Source organism: Nocardioides sp. WJ219 (assembly GCF_058559815.1).
Window position 1 is genome coordinate 431,962 of the sequence record NZ_JBZUJV010000001.1, and the last position, 22,483, is coordinate 454,444.

Here is a 22,483-nt window from a genome sequence, read left to right on the forward strand (position 1 = left end):
ACGTGGACGAGGTGCGTGACGCGGGGGAGCTGCGACGGCTGGCGATGATCAGCCTGCACACCTCACCCCTCGACCAGCCCGGCACCGGCGACGCCGGCGGCATGAACGTCTACGTCGTCGAGCTCGCGCGCCGGCTCGCGGCCCGCGGCGTCGAGGTCGACGTGTTCACCCGCGCCACCAGCTCGACGCACGCGCCCGTCGTCCCCCTGGCCGACGGGGTGCTGGTCCGGCACATCACCGCCGGCCCGTTCGAGGGCCTGACCAAGCACGAGCTCCCGGGGCAGCTGTGCGTCTTCGCCCGCGAGGTGCTGCGCACCGAGGCGGCCCACCCGGTCGGGCACTACGACGCCGTGCACTCCCACTACTGGCTGTCCGGGCAGGTCGGCGCGCTCGCCCGCGACCGCTGGGGCGTGCCGCTGGTGCACAGCATGCACACGATGGCCAAGGTCAAGAACGACGCGCTCGCGGCCGACGACACGCCCGAGCCGGCCGCGCGGCTGATCGGCGAGCAGCAGGTCGTCGAGGCCGCCGACGTGCTGGTGGCCAACACCGACCTCGAGGCCAAGCAGCTGATCAACCTCTACGACGCCGAGGCCGGCCGGGTCGAGGTCGTGCACCCCGGCGTCGACCTCGAGGTCTTCCGGCCCGACCCGGGCGGCCCGGTCGGCGCCCGGGTGGCGCTCGGCCTCCCCGCCGACGCGGTGGTGCTCCTCTTCGCCGGGCGGATCCAGCCGCTCAAGGCGCCCGACGTGCTGCTGCGCGCGGTCGCGGTGCTGATCGAGCACGACCCGTCGCTGCGCGCCCGGCTCGTCGTGCCGGTGGTCGGCGGACCGTCGGGCAGCGGCCTCGACCGGCCCACGGCCCTGGCGGCCCTCGCCGAGTCCCTCGGGATCGCCGACGTGGTGCGGTTCGTGCCGCCGGTGACCCAGACTGAGCTGGCCCGCTGGTACGCCGCCGCCACCCTGGTCGCCGTACCGTCGCACAACGAGTCGTTCGGCCTGGTCGCCGTCGAGGCGCAGGCGTGCGGCACGCCCGTGGTCGCCGCCGCGGTCGGCGGGCTGACCACGGTGGTGCGCGACGGCGTCAGCGGCCTGCTCGTCGACGGCCACCGGGCCGAGACCTGGGCCGCGGCCCTGCGCCGCGTCGTCGCCGACGACGACCTGCGCGCCCGGCTGGCCGCCGGAGCGCTCGTCCACGCCACGGAGTTCTCCTGGGACGTGACCGCCGAGCAGACGCTCGGGGTGTACCGCCGGGCCCGGACCCTCATGCGAGAGTCGGCCGGGTGAGCGAGGCCGCCGAGACGATCCGTGCCTACCTCGTCGACAGCGGCATCGAGTTCGACGAGCCGGGCGGCCCGGACGCCGACGTCTTCGGGTTCGCCCTGCCGGGGGTGAAGAAGCTGCAGACCGCCGTGCGGCTCGACGTCGGCCCGCACCACCTGGCGGTGCACGCGTTCGTGTGCCGCCAGCCCGACGAGAACCACGAGGCCGTCTACCGGTGGCTGCTCCAGAAGAACCTGCGCACCTACGCCGTCTCGTTCGCCCTCGACCGGCTGGGCGACATCTACCTCGACGCCCGGCTGCCGCTGGCCACGGTGACCCTCGACGAGCTCGACCGGGTGCTCGGCGCCGTCCTGACCACCGCCGACGAGTCGTTCAACACGCTCCTCGAGCTGGGCTTCGCCTCCTCCATCCGCAAGGAGTGGGAGTGGCGCAAGCTGCGGGGTGAGCCGACCCACAACCTCGAGGCCTTCCGCGGGTGGCTCGAGGCCGAGGACCACGCCCGCGAGGGCCAGCCCTGATCGAGAGCCGGGGCCCTAGGCGCTCGCGCTGCGGGCGGTCTCGGCGACGAGGAACTCCTCGCCCGGCACGGGGCGGCCGAGGTGGTAGCCCTGGCCGTAGACGCAGCCCATCGACCGCAGGTGCGCGGCCTCGAGGGCGTTCTCGATGCCCTCGGCGACGATGGTCACGCCCAGGCTGGCGACCAGGCCGAGCACCGCGCGGGTGAGCATGAAGTCGCTGGCGCCGTCGGCGACGCAGCTGATCAGCGACCGGTCGACCTTGACGACGTCGACCGGCAGCCGGCGCAGGTGGGCGATCGAGGAGTAGCCGGTGCCGAAGTCGTCGATGCCGAGGCCGACGCCGAGCTCGTGCAGCGCGTCGAGGGTGTCGCGCACGTCGGCCGAGTCGACCAGGGCGGCGGTCTCGGTGATCTCCAGGAGCAGCATCGACGGGCTGACGCCGTAGCGGGCCAGGGCGGCCTCGACGCGGTCGACGTACGCCGGCTCGCGCAGCTCGAGGGGGGAGACGTTGACGTGCAGCCGGAAGCCCGGGCTGACGCGGTCGCCCCACGCCGCCACCTGGGCGAGGGCCTTGTCGAGGACCAGTCGGCCCAGGGGCACGATCAGCCCGGTGCGCTCGGCGGCCTCGACGGCGAGCATCGGCGACACCGGGCCGTGCTCGGGGTGGGTCCAGCGCAGCAGCGCCTCGGCGCCGACGACGCGGTTGTCGCGCAGGTCGTGGACGGGCTGGTAGTGCAGCGAGAGCTGGTCGGGGTCGGCGGTGATCGCCAGGGCGAGGTCGCGCACCCGGCTCAGCTCGTCGGCGACGCCGACCGAGGCGCCCTCGTGCCAGCGCGTGGCCCCCGGGGCCTCGCGACCGGCGGCGACGACGGCGGCACGGACGTCGCGGACCGCGGCCCAGATCTCGTCCCCGGTGTCACAGTCGGTGGCCCCCACCGTGACGACGGGCCACACCAGGCCGTCGGGCAGGGTGACGAGGCGGCGTACGTCGCTCATCAGGTCGTCGACCTGGGCGCGGGTCACGTCGCGGTCGACGACGACCGCGGCCAGGATGCCGCCGAGCGGCGAGGCGCGCAGCAGCCGGACCGGCAGCACGTCGTGCTGGAGCGTGCGGCGGGCCACCTCGGCGGTCACCACCTCCAGGGCGTGGGAGCCGTGCACGTCGGCGATCTCGGCGGCGTTGGACAGCGACGCGGCGATCAGCACCAGCGTGTGCCGCCGGTCGCAGTGCTCGGCGCGCAGCTCGGCGATCGACGACACCAGCGACGTCGTGGTCGGCAGGGTGGCGCCGTGCTGGTCGAGGCCCAGGGCGAGCGCGGCCGACGAGCCGCGACCGGGCGTCGAGGTCGGGGTGCTCATGCGCCCAGCCCGACGCGGCCGACGGACCAGGGGACGCCCGTGTCCCGGATGACGTCGCACAGCACGTCGGCGGCGACGTGCTGGGCCAGGAAGGCGGCGGCCCCCAGGTGCTGGACCTCGGCGATCTCGTGGTCGTCGGCACCGTCGGCCACGGCGGCGACGACGATCACCGGCGTACGACGCAGCGTGAGGTGGCTGCGGACGACCCGGACCACGTCGAGGCCGCTGCCGCGGGTGAGCCGGAGGTCGGTGACCACGACGGCCGGCAGCGGATACGCCGACCGGTCGGCGTACTGCGCGCGCCCGAGCACGTAGTCGCCGGCGTCCTGCGCGTCACGGCAGGCCAGCACGGGGTTGGTCAGGCGGCCCAGCGACAAGGCGTCGCGGGTGGCCTGGAGCCGGGTGTCGTCATGACCGACGACGAGCACAGGGGATTGCATGGTGGGGGGCCTCCGTGGGGGGACCGCGCGTCGGGCGTGCGCGGGGGTTCTGGCCAAGACGCAGATTCACCGGTGTGACCCGGCTGCGCCCCGTCACCTCAAGATAGGCGCAAGTCTGGGCCCCGTGGGGATCCTCGAGCCGATCTCGCGATAGTCCACCTGGGTGGTCTCCGGCCTGACTACCCGGGCGGGTCATGCCACCTGACCGAAAGGACTAGTGGGGCCTCAACCGAGCCCGACCGTGGCCAGGTAGGCCTGGCTCAGCGGCATCCCGGCGAACAGCCCGAGGGCCGCGCCGACCAGCATGAACGGCCCGTGCGGCACCGGCGTCCGCCGGCCGATGCGGCCGGTGGCCCGCAGCGGGACCAGGACGGCGGCGCCGACCACGAACCCGGCGAACAGGCCGATCAGCGCGGCCGGCCACCCGACCAGGCCCAGCACCAGCCCGAGCACTGGCGCGAGCGCGACGTCGCCGAACCCCATCGCCCGGCCGCCGGAGCCGTAGTGCAGGAGGGCGTAGAGCCCGGTCCACCCCACCACCGAGACCGCGACCGCGGTCCAGTCGATCGTGGTCAGCCCGGTCGCCGAGCCGGCCACGACGACCAGGACGACCAGGACGGTCGTCACCCGGGTGATCGCGAACGGGAGCCGCTGGTGCTCCAGGTCGATCAGCGCCAGCCCGATGCCGGCGCCGACCACCACGAGCGCCGCGGCGAGCACGACGGGGTCGGTGAGGCGCCAGGCGGTGAGGGCGAACGCGGCGCCGGTGCCGGCCTCGACCAGGGGGTAGCGCACGGAGATCGGCGCGGCGCAGTCGCGGCACCGGCCGCGGAGCAGCAGCCACGAGACGACCGGCACGTTGTCGCGGGCCCGGACCTCGTGGCCGCAGCCGGGGCACGCCGACGGCGGGTGGACCACCGACATCCCGGCCGGCACCCGGTGCACCACGACGTTGAGGAAGGAGCCGACCAGCAGACCGAGGACGCCGGCCAGCCCCACGGCGTACGGCGTCAGCTCACCCGTCACGACGCCAGCCGGGCGTCGAAGGCGGCCCGCTCGTGCGGCTCGAGGACGCCGCGGGCCAGGGCGGCGGCGTCGGCCGCGGGGTGGTCGGAGACCACCTGGGCGACCAGGTCGCAGCGCAGGCCGACCGAGACCCGGCCGTCGTCGCCGGAGCGCTCGGCGGACCCGACGAGCACCGACTCGAGGGCGTGCACGACCGCGTCGGGCAGCACGTCGGGGGACACGTCGCAGCCGGGGTACGCCGCCGCGTCGGCGAGGTGGTCGCCCTGGCCGGCCAGGTGGGCGGCGTCGGGCAGCACCGCGGCCACCGCGAAGTCGGGTCCGACCAGTCCGGCGGCGACCGCGCGGGCGGCCGTCACGGCCGTGGCGGCGTCGACCGGGGCGAGCGCGGCAAGACCGTCGACGAGCTCGGCGCCGCGGCCCTCCAGCAGCGGCGCGAGGATGCGCAGGTCGCCGGCCCACTGGGCCAGGGCCGCCTCGCGCAGCCGGCCGGCCGCGGCCAGCGACCGGGAGAGCTCGGTGTAGTCGTGGGCGTAGTCGTGGGCGGCGTGGTCGACCGCCGGCTCCGGCACGACCCACGGGCTCGGTGTCCCGGACGGCACGGGCTGGGTCACGGCGTGCGGCTCGAGCGGGGGCTCGACCGCAGGCTCGGGCTGGGTCTCGACGCGGGCCACGTCCTCGGTCCCGGCCGGCAGGGTCGCGGCGGCCGCGGCACCCGCGGCGGACTCGCGCTGCAGCCCGGCCAGGGTCTCGGCCTGCAGGCGTTGCAGCCGGACCTCCTCCGGCTCGCGCGCCGGCGCGGCGGCGGCGGCCTTCTGGCGCCGGAGCAGCACGAGCAGCACGAGGAGCACCAGCAGCAGCGCCGGCGCGATCATCAAGGTGGGAGGCACGGTGCCCTCCGGGTTCGGTCGAGGGTGGGGGGTCACCGGAGTCATCGGCTGCGGCGCACGCCCACTTGACCCGGGCGCTCGGGGTCAGCCCAGGACGAGGTCGCGGCGTCCGGGCCAGGCCCGGCTCCAGGCGTCGACGGCGTCGAGGTCGAGGGGCGGGCAGACCCAGAACCCCTGGGCGACGTCGCAGCCCAGCTCGCGCAGGCCGCGGACCGACGCGTGGTCCTCGACGCCCTCGGCGACCACCCGGATGCCCAGCCCGTGCGCCGCGCTGGTCAGCGCCCGCAGCAGCCGGACGGCCTCGTGGTCGGTCTCGCCGCCGCGGTCCTGGAGGGCCTCGACGATCGTCGGGGCGAGCTTGACCTCGCCCACGGCAGGGTTGCCCCACAGCGCGGTCAGGGACGACCGGGCGGTGCCGAAGCCGCGGATGCTGATCTCGAACCCGCGCCGGCTCAGCGCGTCGAAGGTCGCCGCGGTCTGCGAGGAGGCCCGCGTGAGGGGCTCGGTGATCTCGAGGACGACGTGCCGCGGCTCGTGCCCGTGGCTGTGCACCCGGGCGCGCAGGTCGTCGACCAGCCCGCGCCCCAGGACGTGGCGTCGGGTCACGTTGACCGACATCCGTGCGTCGGGGACGGCGCGCTGGAGCAGGTGCAGGTCGCCGAGCGCCCGGTCGAGGACGGCGCTGGTGATCGGGCTCATCAGGCCCGACCGCTCGGCGAGCGGGATGAACTGCCGCGGCGCCAGCAGCCCGAGCTCGGGGTGGGCCCACCGGACCAGTGCCTCGAAGCCGACCACGTCGCCGGTGGAGAGCGCGACCTGCGGCTGGTAGTGCAGGACGAGCTGCCGGGGGGCCTGGCCCGACGCGAGGTCGGCCAGGAGTCGCTGCGAGCGGTCGGCCAGCCCCTGGTCGCGGGGCGTGCTGGCCCGCCACTGGCCGGGTCCGGCCGCCTTGGCGACGTACATCGCCTGGTCGGCGGCGAGGAGCAGTGCCTCGACGCTGCCGCCGTCGTCGCCGTACGTCGCCACGCCGATCGAGACCGGCACCGTGACCTGCAGGTCGTCGATCTCCATCGGTTCGCCGACGGCGTCGATGATGGCGCCGGCCAGCGTGGACCCGTCGTCACCGCGGCCGAGCCGGCCGGTCAGCACGGCGAACTCGTCGCCGCCGAGGCGGACCACGAGGTCGCCGGGGTCGCAGACGGTCCGGAGCCGCGAGGCGATCGCGGTCAGCACGCGGTCACCGATGTGGTGGCCGGCGGTGTCGTTGACGCCCTTGAAACCGTCGAGGTCGAGCACCAGCAGCACGGCCGGACGCCGGGCGACCCGGGCCTGGCCGAGCATGCCCGGCCCCCGGCGCAGCAGGTCGTCGCGCTGCGCAAGCCCGGTCAGCGGGTCCCGCGCGCCCGCGGCCCGGCGGCCGGTGAACCAGCGCGTCAGGGCGGTGCCGGTCACGGTGCTCACCGTCACGACGGCGCCGGCACGAGCGGCGGGGCCACGAAGGTGCGGCCGACGACGACGAGCGTGAGGCCGCGGTCCTCGTCGGACTCGATCGTCGCGGTGCTGACCAGGAACCCGCGCTCCATCTCCTCGATGCCCTGCAGGACCTCCGTGAGCGCGGCGTAGTCGCCGCGCACCTCGACGGTGACCGTCTGCACCGCCACGGTGTCGGCCGTGGCGGGGGGCGGCGCCTCGGGGGCGGGGGCGGCCCCGGTGGCCCCGGCTGCCCCCTCGTCGGCGGGGTCGGCCGGCGCCGCGGGGTCCACGAGCACCTCCGGGACACCGGGACTGAGCACGGTGACGCCGGTGGCGGGGATGTCGGCGGCGTCGGTGATCTCGGCGACCTGCGCGAAGAAGCCGGGCTGGTCGGCGGTCGGGGGGAAGACCTCGTCGAGCCGGCGGGCGAGGGCGTCGGTCTCGGGCAGCTCGTCGGCCTGCTGCCGCAGCCGCACGAGCTCGAGTCGCATCGCCTGGTTGCGGTCCTGCGCGTCGGTCCGCGACTCCGCGGCCGCCCCGCGGTCCCCGAGCGCCGGGCCGATCAGCGCCACCCAGCCCAGCGCGGCGAGCGCGAGCAGGCCGACGGCGCCGAGCAGGAGGGTGGCGGACGCGCTCTTGAGGTTCATCGCGAGCCTCGCTTCGTCTTCTTCTCGGAGTCGGGGTCCTCGGAACCGTCGATGTCGGCGAACCGGCCGGTGTACGTCGCGGGGTCGAGGCCGAGGGTGCCGGCGAAGGTCACCAGGCCCCCGTCGTCGGCGTCGCGGGTGGTGTCGGAGACGAACGGCTCGACGAAGAGGTCGGAGCGGTCCAGGGCCTCCACCAGGGCGCTGATGTCGTCGCGGGTGTCCGCGATCCCGCCGAGCTCGAGGCACGCGACGACCACGCGGGCGCCGAAGGGGTCAGCACCGGGGCACAGGGCCACCTCCGTGGCGGCGGGCTGGTCGGCGGTGGCGGGGTCGATGGGCAGGCTCAGCTGGAGGTCGGTCAGCGCGGCACCGTCGGGCATCGCCGCGTCGAGCTCGCGCATGACCTGGGCCAGCCCGATCTGCGTGGACATCGTCTCCTCGACGCCGATGACCCGCAGCCGCACGTCGGCGACGTACCGCTTGACGTCGCCGAGGTCGTCGATCTGGCTGCGCAGCCCGTCGCCCACCGACTCGTCGTCGCGCAGGTCCTGCTGGCCGCGGGCCAGGTCGAGACGCAGCACGCCCCACACGGCGGCCATGGTGACCACCAGCGCGACCGCGCCGAAGGCGAACCGGCGGCGCAGGCGTCGTACGCGCAGCTCCTCGAAGACCCACGGCGAGAGGAGGTTGACGGCCGCGCTCGTCGTCGTGGTGGCGCGGCGGCCGCTCGCCGGCTTGTCGGGGGACGGCTCGTCCCCGGGCGTGCGTCCGGCGCGGGAGGTGGTCAGCAGGCTCATGCCACGGCTCCCAGGCACAGTCCGTAGGAGACGGTGAGGTCGAGGTCGACCGACTTCTTGCGGCCCGAGTCGGGCGGCGCGAGCACGGTGGTGGGAAGTCCGACCGTGGCCGCGACGACGTCGGCGAAACCGGGGTTGGAACCGCCCATGCCGGTGAGCACCAGCCGGGCCGCGGGGTGGAGCGGGTCGGCGGCGGCGTGGAACTGCAGGGTGTCGCGGACCTCCTGCGCCAGGCGCACCGTGGCCGCGCGCAGGGCGAGCGACCCGCCGTCGGTGGCGTCGAGCCGGCTCGTGTGCTTGAGGTGCTCGCAGGCCGGCTCGTCGGCGCCGGTCGCGGCGCTCAGGGCGCGGGTCAGCGTCGTCCCGCCCAGGCCGGGGATCACCCGCACGAAGCGGGGGAGGCCGTGGGTGTGCACGGCGACCGAGACCTTGTCGGCCCCGACGTCGATGACGGCCTCGGTGGTCTCGGGGCCGGCCGCCGACGGGGCGCGGGCGGCGGCCCGGACCAGGGCGAGGGGCGAGAGGTCGGCGGTGCTCGGTCGCAGCCCGGCGGCGGCGACGGCGCGGACGACGTCGTCGACGCCGTCCCGCGCGGTGGCGACGAGCAGCACCCGGGCCATCCGGCGTCCGTCCTTCTCGGTCTCGCCGAGCAGCACGTGGTCGATGTTGGCCTCGTCGACCGGGACGGGCAGCAGGTCGGCGACCAGGTAGCGCATCGCCTTCTTCAGGTCGGCCGGCGGCATCCACTCCAGCTCGACCGGCCGCACCAGCACCGAGCCGCTGCCGACACCGAGCCGGACGCTGCGGGTGCTGAACTTGGTCTCGTGCCACAGCCGGCGGACCGCCTTGGTGACCTCGACCGGCTCGCGGACCTGGCCGCCCTCGACGGCACCGGGCGGCAGCGGCACGCGGCCGGCGCGTCGTACGCGGGCCGAGCGGCCGTGGCTGACGACCTCGACGGCGCGCACGGCCGAGCTGCCGATGTCGAGTCCGACGACGATGGCCATGGGGCTTCTCCTGCGGGGCATGGGCTGGCTCAGGGGCTGAGCCGTTGGGCACCAGGGGCATCGGTCGGGGGCGTCTCGCACTTGAGCCGTCAAGCCGCGCGGGTTGCCGACCGATGATCCGGGCGTGACCACCACTGCCGACACCCGCGCCGTCGACTTCCTGCACAGCCTCTTCGAGCTCGTCGTGCGCCGCGGCGCGAGCGACCTGCACCTGCGTCCCGGCGCCGTGGCCAAGATCCGGGTCGCCGGCACCCTGGAGGACGCCACCAACGCCCCGCTCGACGCAGCCCTGGTCACCGACCTGGTCGCGGCGTCGATGACCGACGGCGTCCGCGAGGAGTACGCCGTGCGGCGCGAGGCCGACTACGCCGTCGTCGTCGACGGGGTCGGCCGGTTCCGCGCCAACGCGTTCCGCACCCGCGGCGCCGACGCCTGCGTGCTGCGGCTGGTGCGCGACAGCCCGATCGCGCTCAAGGACCTCGACATGCCGTCCTCGGTCCACGACCTGGCCCGACGGTCGCGCGGCCTGGTGCTGGTGACCGGACCGACGGGGTCGGGCAAGTCCACGACCCTGGCCGCGATGGTCGACCTGATCAACCGCGAGCGCGCCGTCCACGTGCTGACGCTGGAGGACCCGATCGAGGTGATGCACACCGACCACCTCGCCGCCGTCACCCAGCGCGAGCTGGGCAGCGACACCCTCGACTGGTCCGCGGCCCTGCGCTCGGCGATGCGGCAGGACCCCGACGTCATCCTGATCGGCGAGCTCCGCGACCAGGAGACCGTGCACGCCGCCCTCACCGCCGCCGAGACCGGGCACCTCGTCCTCGGCTCGATGCACACCAACGACGCCCGCGAGACCATCCACCGGCTCATCGAGTTCTTCCCCGCCGACGAGCAGCAGCGCGTCCGCTCGGTGCTGTCCGGGACCCTCGAGGGCGTCGTCTGCCAGCGCCTGGTCCCGCGCGACGACGGCGCCGGCCGGGTGTGCGTGATGGAGGTCGCCGTCCACGACGCCCGCCTCGCCGAGGCCATCGCCGACCCCGACAAGACCCACCAGGTCCCCGACATCCTCGCCTCCGGCGAGTACTCCGGCATGCAGACCTTCGACCAGCACCTGCTGACCCTGGTGATGGACGGCGTGCTCACCGAGACCACCGCCTCCCACGCCGCCTCCAACCCCCACGACCTCGCCGTCCGCCTGCGCCGCGCCGGCTGGAACCCGGTCACGGTCTGAGGCGCACCGGTCGCGCACCGACGCTGGTCGAGGAGGTTCGGCAAGGAACCGTCTCGGGACCCCTCCTCCGCCGACCGTCCCGCAACCCGCCCCGCATCGCATCGCCTAGGCTGCTGCACCGTGACGGACGACGAGCAGCTCCCGCCCAGCGGGCAGCGACGCACGATCACGGCCGCGAAGCCGTCGCCCCACCTCGCCGACGTCGGCCTCCCCGAGCTGCGCACCTACCGGGAGAAGCTGCGGGCCGAGGAGGAGCGCATCTCCTACTGGCGCCGGTTGATCCACGCCCGGGTCGACCTGCTGCGGGCCGGGACGGTCAGCGACAGCCCGATCGACGTCGATGCGCTCGGCCGGGTCCTGGGCGACACCGGCAGCGGCCAGGTGCGCGAGCAGCTGCTGCGGGTCCGGGCGGCCGACCCCCTGCCCGACCTGCCCGACCTGGGCGAGGTGTGGACGACGCCCGTCGACGAGGCCGGCACGGCCGAGGCCCTGGAGCGGCTGGGCGCGGCGGAGGCGACGCTGACGTCCTACCGGCGTGGGCTCCACGAGCGCATCGACGAGGCGACCGCCGAGCTCATCGTCCGCTACCAGCAGGACCCCAAGCGCGCCCTCGACGTCCTCGCGTAGGACCCGTCCACGACGGAGCAGCACCGGCCCTCAAGTGGCCCCTCCGGTCCGCCGACAACCTCGGTGGAGACCGGGACCCCCCTCCTCGGTCTCCTCAAACTTCTCGAGGCCAGGAGGCGACGTGCTCACCAGCGGCGACACCATCGACGCCCTGCTGCAGGCAGGCCTGGTCACCGTCGACGACGTGGCGCTGGCCAGCGCCGCAGCCGGCGAGCACCAGACGGTGGTCGAGGCCCTCGTCGACCGCGGTCTCGTCGACCGCGGCGCCCTGCTGCGGCTGGCGGCCGAGTCCGCCGGCCTCGAGTACGTCGACCTGACCGACCTGCAGATCGACGCGACGGCCGCGGCCCTGCTGCCGGGTGACTTCGCCCGCCGGTCGGTGGTGCTGCCGTACGCCCGCCGCGACGGGGCGCTGCTGGTCGCCGTCCCGATGCGGGCGGTCAAGGACCTCGACCTCAAGGACGACATCGCGCGGCTCACCCGCCAGCGCGTCGTCTTCGTGCTCTCCGGGCGCGCCGAGATCGAGGCGCAGCTCAACCGGCACTACCGCGCCGAGGGCGAGCTGGCGACGCTGAGCAGCGACTTCGACGTCGCCGAGGAGACCGAGGACCTCGACTCCTTCACCGAGGTCACCGAGGACGCGCCGGTCGTCCGGTTCGTCAACCTGCTCATCAGCCAGGCCATCAGCGACCGCGCCTCCGACATCCACCTCGAGCCCACCGAGCACGACCTGCGGGTGCGCTACCGCATCGACGGCGTCCTCGCCGACGCCCACCGGGCGCCCCGCTCGATCACCAACGGCGTCATCAGCCGGCTCAAGATCATGGCCGACATCAACATCGCCGAGCGCCGCATCCCCCAGGACGGCCGGCTCTCGGTGATGCACGGCAACCAGGCGATCGACCTGCGCGTGGCGACGCTGCCGACCGTGTGGGGCGAGAAGATCGTCGCCCGCGTGCTCGACAACTCCAACACCCGCCTCGGCCTCGACGACCTCGGGTTCAGCGACCACAACTTCGGCAAGTTCCGGACGTCGTACTCCAAGCCCTACGGGATGATCCTGGTCACCGGCCCCACCGGGTCGGGCAAGAGCACCACCCTCTACGCGACCCTCAACATCCTCAACCAGCCGCACGTCAACGTGATCACGGTCGAGGACCCGGTCGAGTACCGGCTGCCCGGCATCAACCAGGTGCAGACCAACCCCAAGGCCGGCCTCACCTTTGCCTCCGCGCTGCGCAGCATCCTGCGCTCGGACCCCGACATCGTGCTGATCGGCGAGATCCGCGACCACGAGACCGCCAACATCGCGATCGAGGCGTCGCTCACCGGCCACCTGGTGCTCTCGACCCTGCACACCAACGACGCCCCCAGCGCCCTGACCCGGCTGGTCGAGATGGGCATCGAGCCGTTCCTGGTCGGCTCGGCGCTCGACGCCATCGTCGCCCAGCGGCTCTGCCGGTCGCTGTGCAAGCGCTGCCGCGAGGCCTACGTCCCCGACCCCGCCGAGCTCGCCTCGGTCGGGATGACGCTGCCGGACGACGTGCCGCGCCTCTACCGCCCGGTCGGCTGCACGTCGTGCGCCGGCACCGGCTACCGCGGCCGGATGGCGCTGCACGAGGTGATGCCCGTGACCGAGGAGATCGAGCGCCTGACGATCCGCCGGGCCTCCACCGACGAGATCGGGCGCCTGGCCCGTGCTGAAGGGATGACGACGTTGCGTGACGACGGTTGCCAGAAGGTCGTGCAGGGCCTGACCACGATCGAGGAGGTGCTCCGTGTCGTGGGGTGACCCCGAGCGCGCCGGCGGCCCCGCCGCCCCGCCGCTCGACCTCGACCAGCTGCTGGCGCGCGCTGCCGCGACCGGCGCCTCCGACCTGCACCTGACGATCGGGGCCCCGCCGACCGTGCGGATCCGCGGCACCATGGCGCCCCTGCCCGACTCCGGCGTCGGCCCCCTCGAGCGCCGCCAGCTCCAGGAGTGCCTGTACGCCGTCCTCACCGAGCAGCAGCGCAAGGTGCTGGAGGAGAAGCGCGAGCTCGACCTCGCCCACTCGGTCCACGGTGTCGGCCGGTTCCGGGTCAACATCTTCTGGCAGCGCGACGCCATCGGCGCCGTGCTGCGGATGATCCCGTGGGAGATCAAGCCGCTGGAGGACCTCGGCATGCCGCCGGTGCTCAGCACCTTTGCCAACCTCAAGCGCGGTCTGGTGCTCGTCACCGGCCCCACCGGCTCGGGCAAGTCGACGACGCTCGCGGCGGTCGTCGACCAGGTCAACCGGACCCGGCGCGGCCACATCATGACCGTCGAGGACCCGATCGAGTTCCTGCACCAGCACCGCGGCTGCCTGGTCAACCAGCGCGAGGTCGGCGCCGACACCCACGACTTCCGGACCGCCCTCAAGCACGTGCTCCGCCAGGACCCCGACGTGATCCTGGTCGGCGAGCTGCGCGACCTGGAGACCATCTCGGTCGCGATCAGCGCCGCCGAGACCGGCCACCTCGTGCTGGCGACCCTGCACACGCAGAGCGCCCAGGACACCGTCAGCCGGATCGTCGACGTCTTCCCGGCCCAGCAGCAGCAGCAGATCCGCACCCAGCTCGCCGCGACCCTGCAGGCCGTGGTCTGCCAGACCCTGGTGCCGTCGGTCGACGGCCGTGGCCGGGTGCCTGCCGTCGAGGTGATGGTCTGCACCGAGGGCATCCGCGCGATGATCCGCGACGACAAGCTCCAGCAGATCCCCGGCTCGCTCCAGGCCGGCGGCCGCCAGGGCATGCAGACCCTCAACGCCCACCTCGCCGAGCACGTCAAGGCCGGCCGGATCAGCCAGGACATGGGCCTGGAGCACTGCTCCAACATCGGCGACTTCATCACCCTGCTCGGCGGCAGCAGCAAGGCCGCGTCCGAGGCCGCGACCGCCGCGGCCGTCTCCGCCCCGAGCGGGGGCGCGTCGGCCGCCTCCCGGCCCGACGCGTCCGACCCGTGGCGGGTCGCCTCGGGCCAGACCCCGACGGGCGCGCGCTGATGCCCGCCGTCACCCACTACGACTACAAGGTCCGCGATCCCGAGGGCCGCTTCCGCGAGGGCCGAGTCAAGGCCGAGAACGAGACCGCGGTCGCCGAGCGCCTGATGTCGATGGGCTACGTGCCCCTCGAGGTCAAGGCCGCGGGCACCGGCCTGAGCAAGGAGATCAGCTTCGGCCGCAAGCGCGTCACGATGAAGGACCTCGCCGTCATGGCGCGTCAGCTGGCGACGATGGTCGACGCCGGGCTGACCCTCATGCGCGCTCTCTCCATCCTCGCCGAGCAGCTCGACAACCCCTCGCTGCGCGAGGTGCTGGCCAAGGTGAAGGCCGACGTCGAGGCCGGCCACAGCCTCTCCAGTGCGCTCGCCAACGACGAGCACCACACGTTCCCGCCGTTCATGATCAGCATGACCCGCGCCGGTGAGACCGGCGGGTTCCTCGACGTCGCGATGCTCCAGGTCGCCGAGACCTTCGAGGCCGAGGTCAAGCTGCGCGGCAAGATCAAGTCCGCGATGACCTACCCGATCGTCGTGCTGGTGATGGCGATCGTGATGTGCATCGGCATGCTGCTGTTCATCGTCCCGATCTTCGAGGAGATGTTCGCGGGCCTCGGCGGCGCGCTGCCGCTGCCCACCCAGGTGCTGGTCACCCTCAGCGACGGGATGAAGTACGCCGTCCCGGTGATCGTCGTCAGCAGCTCCGCCTTCGTGCTGTGGTGGCGCAAGCACCGCCACGACGCCGCCGTCCGCGGGGTCCTCGACCCGCTCAAGCTCAAGCTGCCGGTCTTCGGCAAGCTGTTCGCCAAGATCGCGCTCACCCGCTTCGCCCGCAACCTCTCGACGCTGCTCAGCTCGGGCGTGCCGATCCTGGCCTCCCTCGACATCGTCTCCGAGACCACCGGCTCGGTCGTGATCAGCCGCGCGCTGGAGGACGTCGCCCGGTCGGTCTCGCAGGGCGACTCGGTCTCGGGCCCCCTGGCCCGCCACGACGTGTTCCCGCCGATGGTGGTGCAGATGATCGCCTCCGGCGAGGAGGCCGGCGCCATCGACACGATGCTGGCGCGGATCGCGCAGTTCTACGACGAGGAGGTGGAGGCGATGACCGACGCGCTCACGGCCCTCATCGAGCCGTTGATGATCGCGTTCCTCGGCGTCGTCGTCGGCGGCATGATCATCGCGCTCTACCTCCCGATCTTCTCCGTCTTCGAGCTCATCGAGTAGCTCGCCGCGGCCCTCAAGCCAGGGACGTCCGGCGCCGATGTACCCCACGTGCCCCCCGTCGACCACCAGCCGCGCGCTCGCCCGCGCGACGCCGGGATGTCCCTGGTCGAGGTGATGGTGGCCTTCACCCTCTTCGCGGTGATGGCGACCGCCGTCCTCGTCACGGTCACCACGGCGGCCCGGATCACCAGCGAGGACGCCGCCCGCTCGGCGGCGGTCAACCTGGCGGTGCGCGAGCTCGAGATCGTCCGCGACACCTTCAGCGGCGCCACCCGCGGACCCGACCGGGTGCTGGTCAACAAGGTGCTGAACCCGAGCCCGCTCCCGGGCGGCACCGTGGGGCAGCCGCTGGTCGTCGACGGGACGCCGTTCACCGTCGAGCGCACCGCCCAGTGGGCCTCGGTCGGCAGCGCCGCCGCCAGCGCGTGCGACGAGGGCTCGACCGCCGAGCTGGCCTACCTGCGCGTCGAGGTCCAGGTGACGTGGCCCTCGCTCGACGGTCGCAACCCGGTGACGATGGAGACGGTGATGACCCCGCCCAAGGGCACCTACTCGGCGCTCAACGGGCACATCGGTCTCAAGGTGCTCGACCACCTCGGTAGCCCTGTCGACGGCGTCCCGGTCACCGCCCGGTCCACCAGCACCGGCGTCACCCGCACCGGGTCGACCTCGGCCGACGGCTGCGTGCTGCTGGCCTTCCTCGACGCCGGCACCTACACGATCACCCTGAGCCGCGGCGGCCACGTCAACCCCGCCGGCGACCCCACCGGCGCCACCACCGCCCAGGTCCAGCAGGGCCAGCTGTGGCGCGGCACCGTCGAGTACGCCGAGTCCGCGACGATCTCGGTGTCGTTCGAGACCCTCGTCGGCCACGAGGTGCCGCCCGGCATCGCCGTGCCGGTCTCGCTGGGCAACAGCGCGATCCCACCGTCCGGCTTCCGCTCGATCACCGGCACCGGACGGTCCCGGCTGATCGACCGGCTGTGGCCCTACCCGAGCGGCTACCAGGTCTGGGCCGGCGGGTGCGTCGCCAACGACCCGGGCGACGCGCGCGACGTCCCGGTCGACGCCACCCCCGGCGGCAGCACCCCCGCCACGGCGTACCTCGCGCCCGTGCAGGTCAACGCCGCTCCCGGGGTCACCGTGACCGCCCGGCAGCTCGCCGACAGCGCCTGCTCCGCCGGCGCCACCGTCTCCCTGGGGGCGGTGCCGGCCACCGGACAGCTGCGCACGAGCCTGCCCTACGGGCAGTGGCGGCTGACCAGGTCGGGCAGCGCGACGCAGACCTCGGTGACGCTCACCCCCACGCCGGTCACCGACCCGCCGACCACGCCCCTGCCGCCGCCGGTGGTGACGCTGCCGTGAACCCCGACGAGCGCCCCGCCCCCGACGCGGGCATGTCGCTGGCCGAGCTGCTGGTCTCGATGACCCTGTTCGTCCTCATCACCGCCATGGTCGGGACCGTCGCGGTGATCACCCTGCGGACCTCCGACGGGCTCCAGGCGCGGGGCGAGAACACGATCCAGGCCGAGCTCGGGATGGCCGCGGCCGGCAAGGTGCTGCGCGCCGCGGTGCTGCCCGAGCAGCTCGAGTCCCGCACCTGCACCGACTGCGAGGACACGGCGGTCGTGGTGGCGTCGCCGACGCGGGTCACCTTCTACGCCAACACCGGCGACTCGCCGATCGGACCCAGCCTGGTCACCCTGTACGTCGCCGCGGACCCCGCCCACCCCGGCACCGGCAAGCTCGTGCAGGAGACCCAGCCACCGATCGCGGTCGGCAACGGCAGCTACACCTTCTGCTCGCGCTCGGCGTCGGGCTGCGCGTTCAGCACCCGCGTCGCGGCCCGGGGCCTGCGCTGGCCCTCGCCCGGGGTCCTGTCCTACTACGACTACGAGGGACTGCGGATGCCGAGCACCCTGGCGCTCACGGCGTCCGACCTGCCCCGCATCTCCAGCGTCGACCTCGTCATCACCGTGCAGCGCCGCCCCGGCGACAGCCGGTTCCCCGCGCGCACCGTGGTCAGCCGGGTGCGGCTGCCCAACGTCGAGATCAACAAGCTGACGGAGGCCTCGTGAGCGAGCTCCACCCCACCCCCCACGTCCGGGACCGCGGGTCCTCGGTGCTCGTGGTGCTGGTGACGATGACCCTGCTGGCGCTGTTCGCGACCGTCGCCCTCAACGCCGCCGTGCAGACCCTGAAGAAGGTCGACCGGTCTGACGACTGGAACCAGGCCCTCGCGGCGGCCGAGGCCGGCGTCGCCGACTACCTGGCCCGCCTCAACCGCAACGACCAGTACTGGCAGACCGTCGACTGCTCCAACGTCGCCCTGCGCCGGGTGATGCCGTCCGGGTCGCAGTCCTGCGGCTGGAGCGCGTCGTCGACCACGGTCGGCTGGCTGCCGGTCAACGGGTCGACGCGGGCGTCGTTCCACTACGACGTCGACACCGCCTCGACCCACACCGCGGGGGCGATCGTGCTGACCTCCACCGGTCGCGTCGGGGAGACCACGCGGTCGGTGCAGGTGCGGCTGCGCCGTGGCGGCTTCGGGGAGTTCCTCTACTACACCGTCTACGAGACCCTCGACCCCGCCGACGAGAACGAGTACGGCGTCGGCAACACCACCGCACAGGCCGTCTGCACCCGCTACGACTGGCCGTCGCTGCCGTCGTCCCAGCGGCGGGCCGCCAGCTGCGTGGACATCACCTTCGTCACCGGCGACCGGATCAGCGGTCCGCTGCACAGCAACGACGCCATCTTGATGACCGGGTCGCCGCGCTTCCAGGGCACCACCACGACGTCGCTGCCGTCGTGCCGTGCCCACAACGGCGTCCCGCCGCCGGTCACGTCGTGCTACGTGCGGACCTCGGCGGCCTCGCCGATCTTCGAGCGCGGCATCGCCTACCGCGCCGAGGTCGAGCTGCCCACCAGCATCGGTGACCTGCGCAAGTACGTCACCCCCGGACAGACCCCGCAGCCGGGCTGCCTCTACACCGGCCCGACCCGGATCAAGTTCCTCCCCACGGCGGCCGGCGCCGTGCCCAAGATGCAGGTCTGGAGCAAGTGGACGACGTCGGCCGACCTCAACGCCGGGTGCGGCAGTGCCGGCACCGGCACGGGCCAGCTCGGGTCGACCGGCGGTCAGACGGTCACCGTGCCGCAGGACAACCTGATCCTGGTCCAGGACGTCCCGTCCGCGCGGAGCACCCCGACGAGCAGCAGCTGCAAGACCGAGGGCGGCATCGGCGACGGGTACCCCCGGGCCGCCACCGGCACCTACGGGACCTATCCCGACTACGACGTCAACCTCACCCTCGCCGAGTCCAACTGCCGCTACGGCACGCTCTACCTCCAGGGCCAGCTCAAGGGCCGGGTCACCATCGCCACCGACAACAACATCCTGGTCACCGGCGACGTCACCTACAGCGGCGGCGAGAACGGCACCGACGCGCTGGGGCTGATCGCCCGCAACTCGGTGAAGATCTACCACCCGGTCAAGTGCACCCGGCGCTACGACAACGGCGAGTGCTACCAGTGGGCCAACCTCCCCGGCACCCTGACCAACGTCAACCTCAGCGCCGCCATCCTGACCCTGCAACACAGCTTCGGCGTGCAGTCCTACTACCTCGGCGCCCGCCTCGGCACGCTGCGGGTCTACGGCAGCATCGCGCAACGCTTCCGCGGCCCCGTCGGCCTGGGCTCGGCCTCGGGCTACCTCAAGGACTACAACTACGACACCCGGCTGCGCTACGCCCCACCGCCGTACTTCCTCGACCCCGTCCGCTCCGGCTGGGGCCAGAAGACCTTCGGCGAGCTCACCCCCCGCTACTGACCCCCACCCACGCTGACCCGTCGTACATGTACGACGGGTCAGCGTCGTTCTCGCGGTGACCCGTCGCAACGATGCGACGGGTCAGCCTCCATTTCGCGGTGACCCGTCGTAACGATGCGACGGGTCAGCGTCGTTCTCGCGGTGACCCGTCGCCACGATGCGACGGGTCGGCGGTTGTCGGTCGCCGGAGGGGCGCACTTGACACTTTGCGCCAGTGGTCCAGACCAGCCTCAAGCGGGTCCCCGGGCCCTCCGACATCCCTGGTGCAAGCACCACACACCGTCCGCTGCGGCCGAGCCCGCCGCCCCCCACGAAGGATCCCCCATGCTGAACCGTCTCCAGAAGTCCAAGGACGACGAGGGCTTCACCCTCATCGAGCTCCTCGTCGTCGTCGTCATCATCGGCATCCTGGCCGCGATCGCGATCCCGCTGTTCCTCTCGCAGAAGGACAAGGCCGCCGAGGCCAGCGTCAAGAGCGACATCAAGAACGCCTCCACCTACCTGGAGACCTTCTTCGTCGACAAGGCCACCTACACCGGCGCGCAGGCCTACCTCGACGACCAGACCGAGACCGGCCCGGGCTTCAAGCCCTCCGGCGACAACGACATCACCGTCGTCGGCGCGGACAATGACAGCTACTGCATCGAGGGCGTCGGCGAGACCGGCAACGAGTTCCACCTGACCTCGGCCGACGGTGCCGTCGTCGCCGACGGCTGCCCCTGATCGTCAGCGTCACCGCTTCCCCCCACGGCCCGAACGGCGGCGCGTCGCAGCGAGAGCGACGCGCCGCCGTTCGGCGTACCACCCCCGTCCCGAAGGAGCCCCCGATGACCGTCCACGACTGGCACGCCCACGCCCAGCAGGTCGACCCGCCGGCCGCCCTCACCGACCAGCCCGTCCTCACCGACCAGCCCGTCCTCGCCCTGATCCCCACCCTGGTCGAGGCGCCCGAGCCCGCCGCGCTGCCCGAGTCGGCCGACGTCCTGCTCGCCGCGCGGATCGGCGGTGAGCTCGCGGCCCTGACCCGGGTGCTCCTCGGCGTCACCGACGCCCCGGTGGCGTCGCCGCAGCCCCTGCTCGCCGAGCCCCCGCTGCCCGAGCCCGCGCTGCCCGAGCCGGTGCTGCTCGCACCGGTGCCCGTCGAGACCGCTCCCGAGGACGACGCGATGGCGTTCGTGGCCCCGCCGGTGGTCGAGGTCGCGCCCCTGGTGCAGGTCCCGTCCCTGGTCGAGGTCCCGCCACTGGTGGAGGTCCCGTCCCTCGTCGAGGTGCCGGCCCCCCTCGACGTACCGCCCCCGCGGAGCACGCCGAGCACGATCCTGGACGAGCTGGCCTTCCTCGACGCCTGAGCCCCAGCCGCTAGGGTCCGGACATCGGGCCCGGAGGAGGGGAGCACCAATGACCGTCGAGGCAGGCGACGTCGACGAGCTCTGGCGTCGCTACAAGGAGACCGGCGCGGTCGAGCTGCGCAACCAGCTCGTCCTGCAGTACTCACCGCTGGTCAAGTACGTCGCCGGCCGCGTCCGCAGCGGGCTCCCGCAGACCGTCGAGTCGGCCGACCTCGTCTCCGAGGGCGTGATCGGGCTGATGGACGCCATCGACAAGTTCGAGCCCCAGCGCGGGCTGCAGTTCCAGACCTACGCCGTGCCGCGCATCCGCGGCGCGATCATCGACAGCATCCGCGCCGCCGACTGGGTGCCGCGCTCGGTCCGCACCAAGCTGCGTGACCTCGAGCGCGCCCGCGACGTCCTCCAGCACCGGCTCCAGCGCGCGCCCACCGACGCCGAGGTCGCCGCCGAGTCCGGGCTCACCCTGGTCGAGGTCCGCGACCTGCGCGAGCGGCCCCGGTCGATGTCGCACGCCGACGACGACGAGGTCGCGGCCGTCGACGACCTCGCGCCCGCGGTCGACGCCGCGCTCGACGACGACGAGACCCGCGACACCCTGCTCGCGGCGCTGCGCACCCTGCCCGAGCGCGACCAGATCGTGATCGCGCTCTACTTCTTCGAGGGGCTCACGCTCGGCGAGATCGGCCAGGTGCTCTCGGTGACCGAGTCGCGGGTCAGCCAGCTGCGGAGCCGGGCCACGGCCGCGCTGCGCACCGGGCTGGCGCAGGCGCTCAGCGCCTGACGGCTCAGGTCGGCGGGGTCGGCCGGGTCCGCGCCGTACGCCGGGCCACCGCCACGCCGACCAGCGCCAGCGCGCCGCCGACGTAGGCCAGGACGGGCGGGGTCTCGCCGAGGAACAGCAGGCTCATCACGATCGTCAGCGGCGGCACCAGGTAGGTCGTCACACCCAGGCTGGACGCCGTCATGTGCCGCAGCGCGAAGGCGTAGGTGGTGAAGGCGATCGCGGTGGGGAACACGCCGAGGTAGACCAGCCACCACACCGACGACGCGGGTGCGTCGCCGACCTGGTCGACCAGCCCGCCGGCGTACGGGAGGCAGGCGACGGCGCCGACCGTGCAGGCCAACCAGGTCACGTGCAGCGCCGACAGCTTGGCCACCAGGGGCTTCTGCAGGACCAGGCTGACCGAGTAGACGACCGCGGCCAGCAGCACCAGCCCGACGCCGACCAGGTCGCGGTCGCCGTCGGGGGAGCCGGACAGGCCGATCACCGCGACGCCGCTGAACGCCAGGGTCAGCCCGACGACGAGCGGGGTGGTGAACCGCTCGGAGAGGAACAGCGCCGCCAGCACCGCGATCAGCACCGGCGAGACCTGGATGAGCATCGCGGCCGTGCCGGCGTCGACGCGCGTCTCGCCCTCGTTGAGCGCGACGTTGTAGACGCCGAACCAGAGCACGCCGATGGTCACGATCGAGACCCACTGCCGCCCGGTGGGCCGCGGCACGCCGCGTGGGACCGCGACGACGGCCAGCACCAGCGAGCCCGCGAGCAGCCGGCCGAGCGAGAGCGGCCCGGCGGAGAAGTCGTCGCTGAGGTGGCGGATCGCCACGAACGCCGACGCCCACAGCACCAGCGTCACGCTCACCGCCGCCAGCGGCAGCCAGGCCGGGGGAGCCGCGGACCCGGGTTCGTCGGCTCGGGTCCCCTGCGTCTGCGTCACCGGTCAAGGCTACGGACGCCGATGACGCGCCGCCCAG

At 73.6% G+C, this 22,483-nt stretch carries 22 protein-coding genes; 13 read left to right on the top strand and 9 right to left on the bottom strand.

Going from position 1 to position 22,483, the window contains the following annotated elements; all coding sequences use genetic code 11:
- Positions 1-2: 2 nt before the first annotated feature.
- On the top strand, positions 3-1,286 hold the full coding sequence (gene mshA, locus AC4MBH_RS02040) for a D-inositol-3-phosphate glycosyltransferase (protein WP_491792665.1): 1,284 nt from the start codon (positions 3-5) through the stop codon (positions 1,284-1,286).
- On the top strand, positions 1,283-1,801 hold the full coding sequence (locus tag AC4MBH_RS02045; protein ID WP_491792666.1) for a type III secretion system chaperone family protein: 519 nt from the start codon (positions 1,283-1,285) through the stop codon (positions 1,799-1,801). The genes mshA and AC4MBH_RS02045 overlap by 4 nt, the downstream gene beginning before the upstream one ends.
- 15 nt (positions 1,802-1,816) lie before the next feature.
- Here the strand turns inward: AC4MBH_RS02045 and AC4MBH_RS02050 are convergent, their stop codons facing one another.
- From AC4MBH_RS02050 to pilM, 8 genes are all read right to left on the bottom strand, one after another.
- The gene (locus AC4MBH_RS02050) at positions 1,817-3,160 is read right to left on the bottom strand and encodes a putative bifunctional diguanylate cyclase/phosphodiesterase (RefSeq protein WP_491792667.1); all 1,344 of its coding nucleotides are present in this window, start codon (positions 3,158-3,160) and stop codon (positions 1,817-1,819) included.
- Positions 3,157-3,600, bottom strand: coding sequence for a response regulator (locus AC4MBH_RS02055; RefSeq protein WP_491792668.1), 444 nt, complete (start codon positions 3,598-3,600; stop codon positions 3,157-3,159). The genes AC4MBH_RS02050 and AC4MBH_RS02055 overlap by 4 nt, the downstream gene beginning before the upstream one ends.
- A 225-nt stretch (positions 3,601-3,825) precedes the next feature.
- A complete protein-coding gene (locus AC4MBH_RS02060) occupies positions 3,826-4,626 on the bottom strand; it encodes a prepilin peptidase (protein WP_491792669.1) in 801 nt (266 codons plus the stop codon).
- The gene (locus tag AC4MBH_RS02065; RefSeq protein ID WP_491792670.1) at positions 4,623-5,513 is read right to left on the bottom strand and encodes a hypothetical protein; all 891 of its coding nucleotides are present in this window, start codon (positions 5,511-5,513) and stop codon (positions 4,623-4,625) included. Before AC4MBH_RS02065 ends, AC4MBH_RS02060 begins: the two co-directional genes overlap by 4 nt.
- An 84-nt stretch (positions 5,514-5,597) precedes the next feature.
- Positions 5,598-6,965: a putative bifunctional diguanylate cyclase/phosphodiesterase gene (locus tag AC4MBH_RS02070; RefSeq protein ID WP_491792671.1), complete on the bottom strand. Its 1,368-nt coding sequence runs from the start codon at positions 6,963-6,965 to the stop codon at positions 5,598-5,600.
- 11 nt (positions 6,966-6,976) lie between these two features.
- Positions 6,977-7,633, bottom strand: coding sequence for a hypothetical protein (locus tag AC4MBH_RS02075; protein WP_491792672.1), 657 nt, complete (start codon positions 7,631-7,633; stop codon positions 6,977-6,979).
- Positions 7,630-8,430, bottom strand: a complete 801-nt coding sequence (locus AC4MBH_RS02080; RefSeq protein ID WP_491792674.1) for a PilN domain-containing protein — start codon at positions 8,428-8,430, stop codon at positions 7,630-7,632. The genes AC4MBH_RS02075 and AC4MBH_RS02080 overlap by 4 nt, the downstream gene beginning before the upstream one ends.
- Positions 8,427-9,437, bottom strand: coding sequence for a type IV pilus assembly protein PilM (pilM, locus tag AC4MBH_RS02085; RefSeq protein WP_491792675.1), 1,011 nt, complete (start codon positions 9,435-9,437; stop codon positions 8,427-8,429). The genes AC4MBH_RS02080 and pilM overlap by 4 nt, the downstream gene beginning before the upstream one ends.
- Positions 9,438-9,561: 124 nt before the next feature.
- On the opposite strand from pilM, the gene AC4MBH_RS02090 reads away from it, so the two are divergent.
- The 11 genes from AC4MBH_RS02090 to AC4MBH_RS02140 all read left to right on the top strand — a co-directional run bounded on the left by AC4MBH_RS02090 (position 9,562) and on the right by AC4MBH_RS02140 (position 21,509).
- Entirely contained in the window at positions 9,562-10,674 is a 1,113-nt protein-coding gene (locus AC4MBH_RS02090) for a type IV pilus twitching motility protein PilT (protein ID WP_491792676.1), read from the top strand.
- 120 nt (positions 10,675-10,794) lie between these two features.
- Positions 10,795-11,301, top strand: a complete 507-nt coding sequence (locus AC4MBH_RS02095; RefSeq protein ID WP_491792677.1) for an RsiG family protein — start codon at positions 10,795-10,797, stop codon at positions 11,299-11,301.
- Between the two features lie 121 nt (positions 11,302-11,422).
- On the top strand, positions 11,423-13,093 hold the full coding sequence (locus tag AC4MBH_RS02100) for a GspE/PulE family protein (RefSeq protein ID WP_491792678.1): 1,671 nt from the start codon (positions 11,423-11,425) through the stop codon (positions 13,091-13,093).
- Positions 13,080-14,327: a type IV pilus twitching motility protein PilT gene (locus AC4MBH_RS02105; protein ID WP_491792679.1), complete on the top strand. Its 1,248-nt coding sequence runs from the start codon at positions 13,080-13,082 to the stop codon at positions 14,325-14,327. The genes AC4MBH_RS02100 and AC4MBH_RS02105 overlap by 14 nt, the downstream gene beginning before the upstream one ends.
- On the top strand, positions 14,327-15,547 hold the full coding sequence (locus AC4MBH_RS02110; RefSeq protein ID WP_491792680.1) for a type II secretion system F family protein: 1,221 nt from the start codon (positions 14,327-14,329) through the stop codon (positions 15,545-15,547). Before AC4MBH_RS02105 ends, AC4MBH_RS02110 begins: the two co-directional genes overlap by 1 nt.
- A 48-nt stretch (positions 15,548-15,595) precedes the next feature.
- On the top strand, positions 15,596-16,912 hold the full coding sequence (locus AC4MBH_RS02115) for a prepilin-type N-terminal cleavage/methylation domain-containing protein (RefSeq protein ID WP_491792681.1): 1,317 nt from the start codon (positions 15,596-15,598) through the stop codon (positions 16,910-16,912).
- A complete protein-coding gene (locus AC4MBH_RS02120) occupies positions 16,909-17,625 on the top strand; it encodes a PulJ/GspJ family protein (RefSeq protein ID WP_491792682.1) in 717 nt (238 codons plus the stop codon). The genes AC4MBH_RS02115 and AC4MBH_RS02120 overlap by 4 nt, the downstream gene beginning before the upstream one ends.
- Complete coding sequence (locus AC4MBH_RS02125; RefSeq protein WP_491792683.1) at positions 17,622-19,379, top strand: hypothetical protein; 1,758 nt, start codon at positions 17,622-17,624, stop codon at positions 19,377-19,379. Before AC4MBH_RS02120 ends, AC4MBH_RS02125 begins: the two co-directional genes overlap by 4 nt.
- A gap of 324 nt (positions 19,380-19,703) precedes the next feature.
- Complete coding sequence (locus tag AC4MBH_RS02130; protein WP_491792684.1) at positions 19,704-20,102, top strand: type IV pilin protein; 399 nt, start codon at positions 19,704-19,706, stop codon at positions 20,100-20,102.
- A 104-nt stretch (positions 20,103-20,206) separates the two neighbouring features.
- On the top strand, positions 20,207-20,728 hold the full coding sequence (locus AC4MBH_RS02135) for a hypothetical protein (RefSeq protein ID WP_491792685.1): 522 nt from the start codon (positions 20,207-20,209) through the stop codon (positions 20,726-20,728).
- A 49-nt stretch (positions 20,729-20,777) separates the two neighbouring features.
- On the top strand, positions 20,778-21,509 hold the full coding sequence (locus AC4MBH_RS02140) for a FliA/WhiG family RNA polymerase sigma factor (protein WP_491792686.1): 732 nt from the start codon (positions 20,778-20,780) through the stop codon (positions 21,507-21,509).
- Positions 21,510-21,513: 4 nt separating this feature from the next.
- On the opposite strand, the gene AC4MBH_RS02145 is transcribed toward AC4MBH_RS02140, so the two are convergent.
- The gene (locus tag AC4MBH_RS02145) at positions 21,514-22,446 is read right to left on the bottom strand and encodes a DMT family transporter (RefSeq protein ID WP_491792687.1); all 933 of its coding nucleotides are present in this window, start codon (positions 22,444-22,446) and stop codon (positions 21,514-21,516) included.
- Between the last annotated feature and the right edge of the window lie 37 nt (positions 22,447-22,483).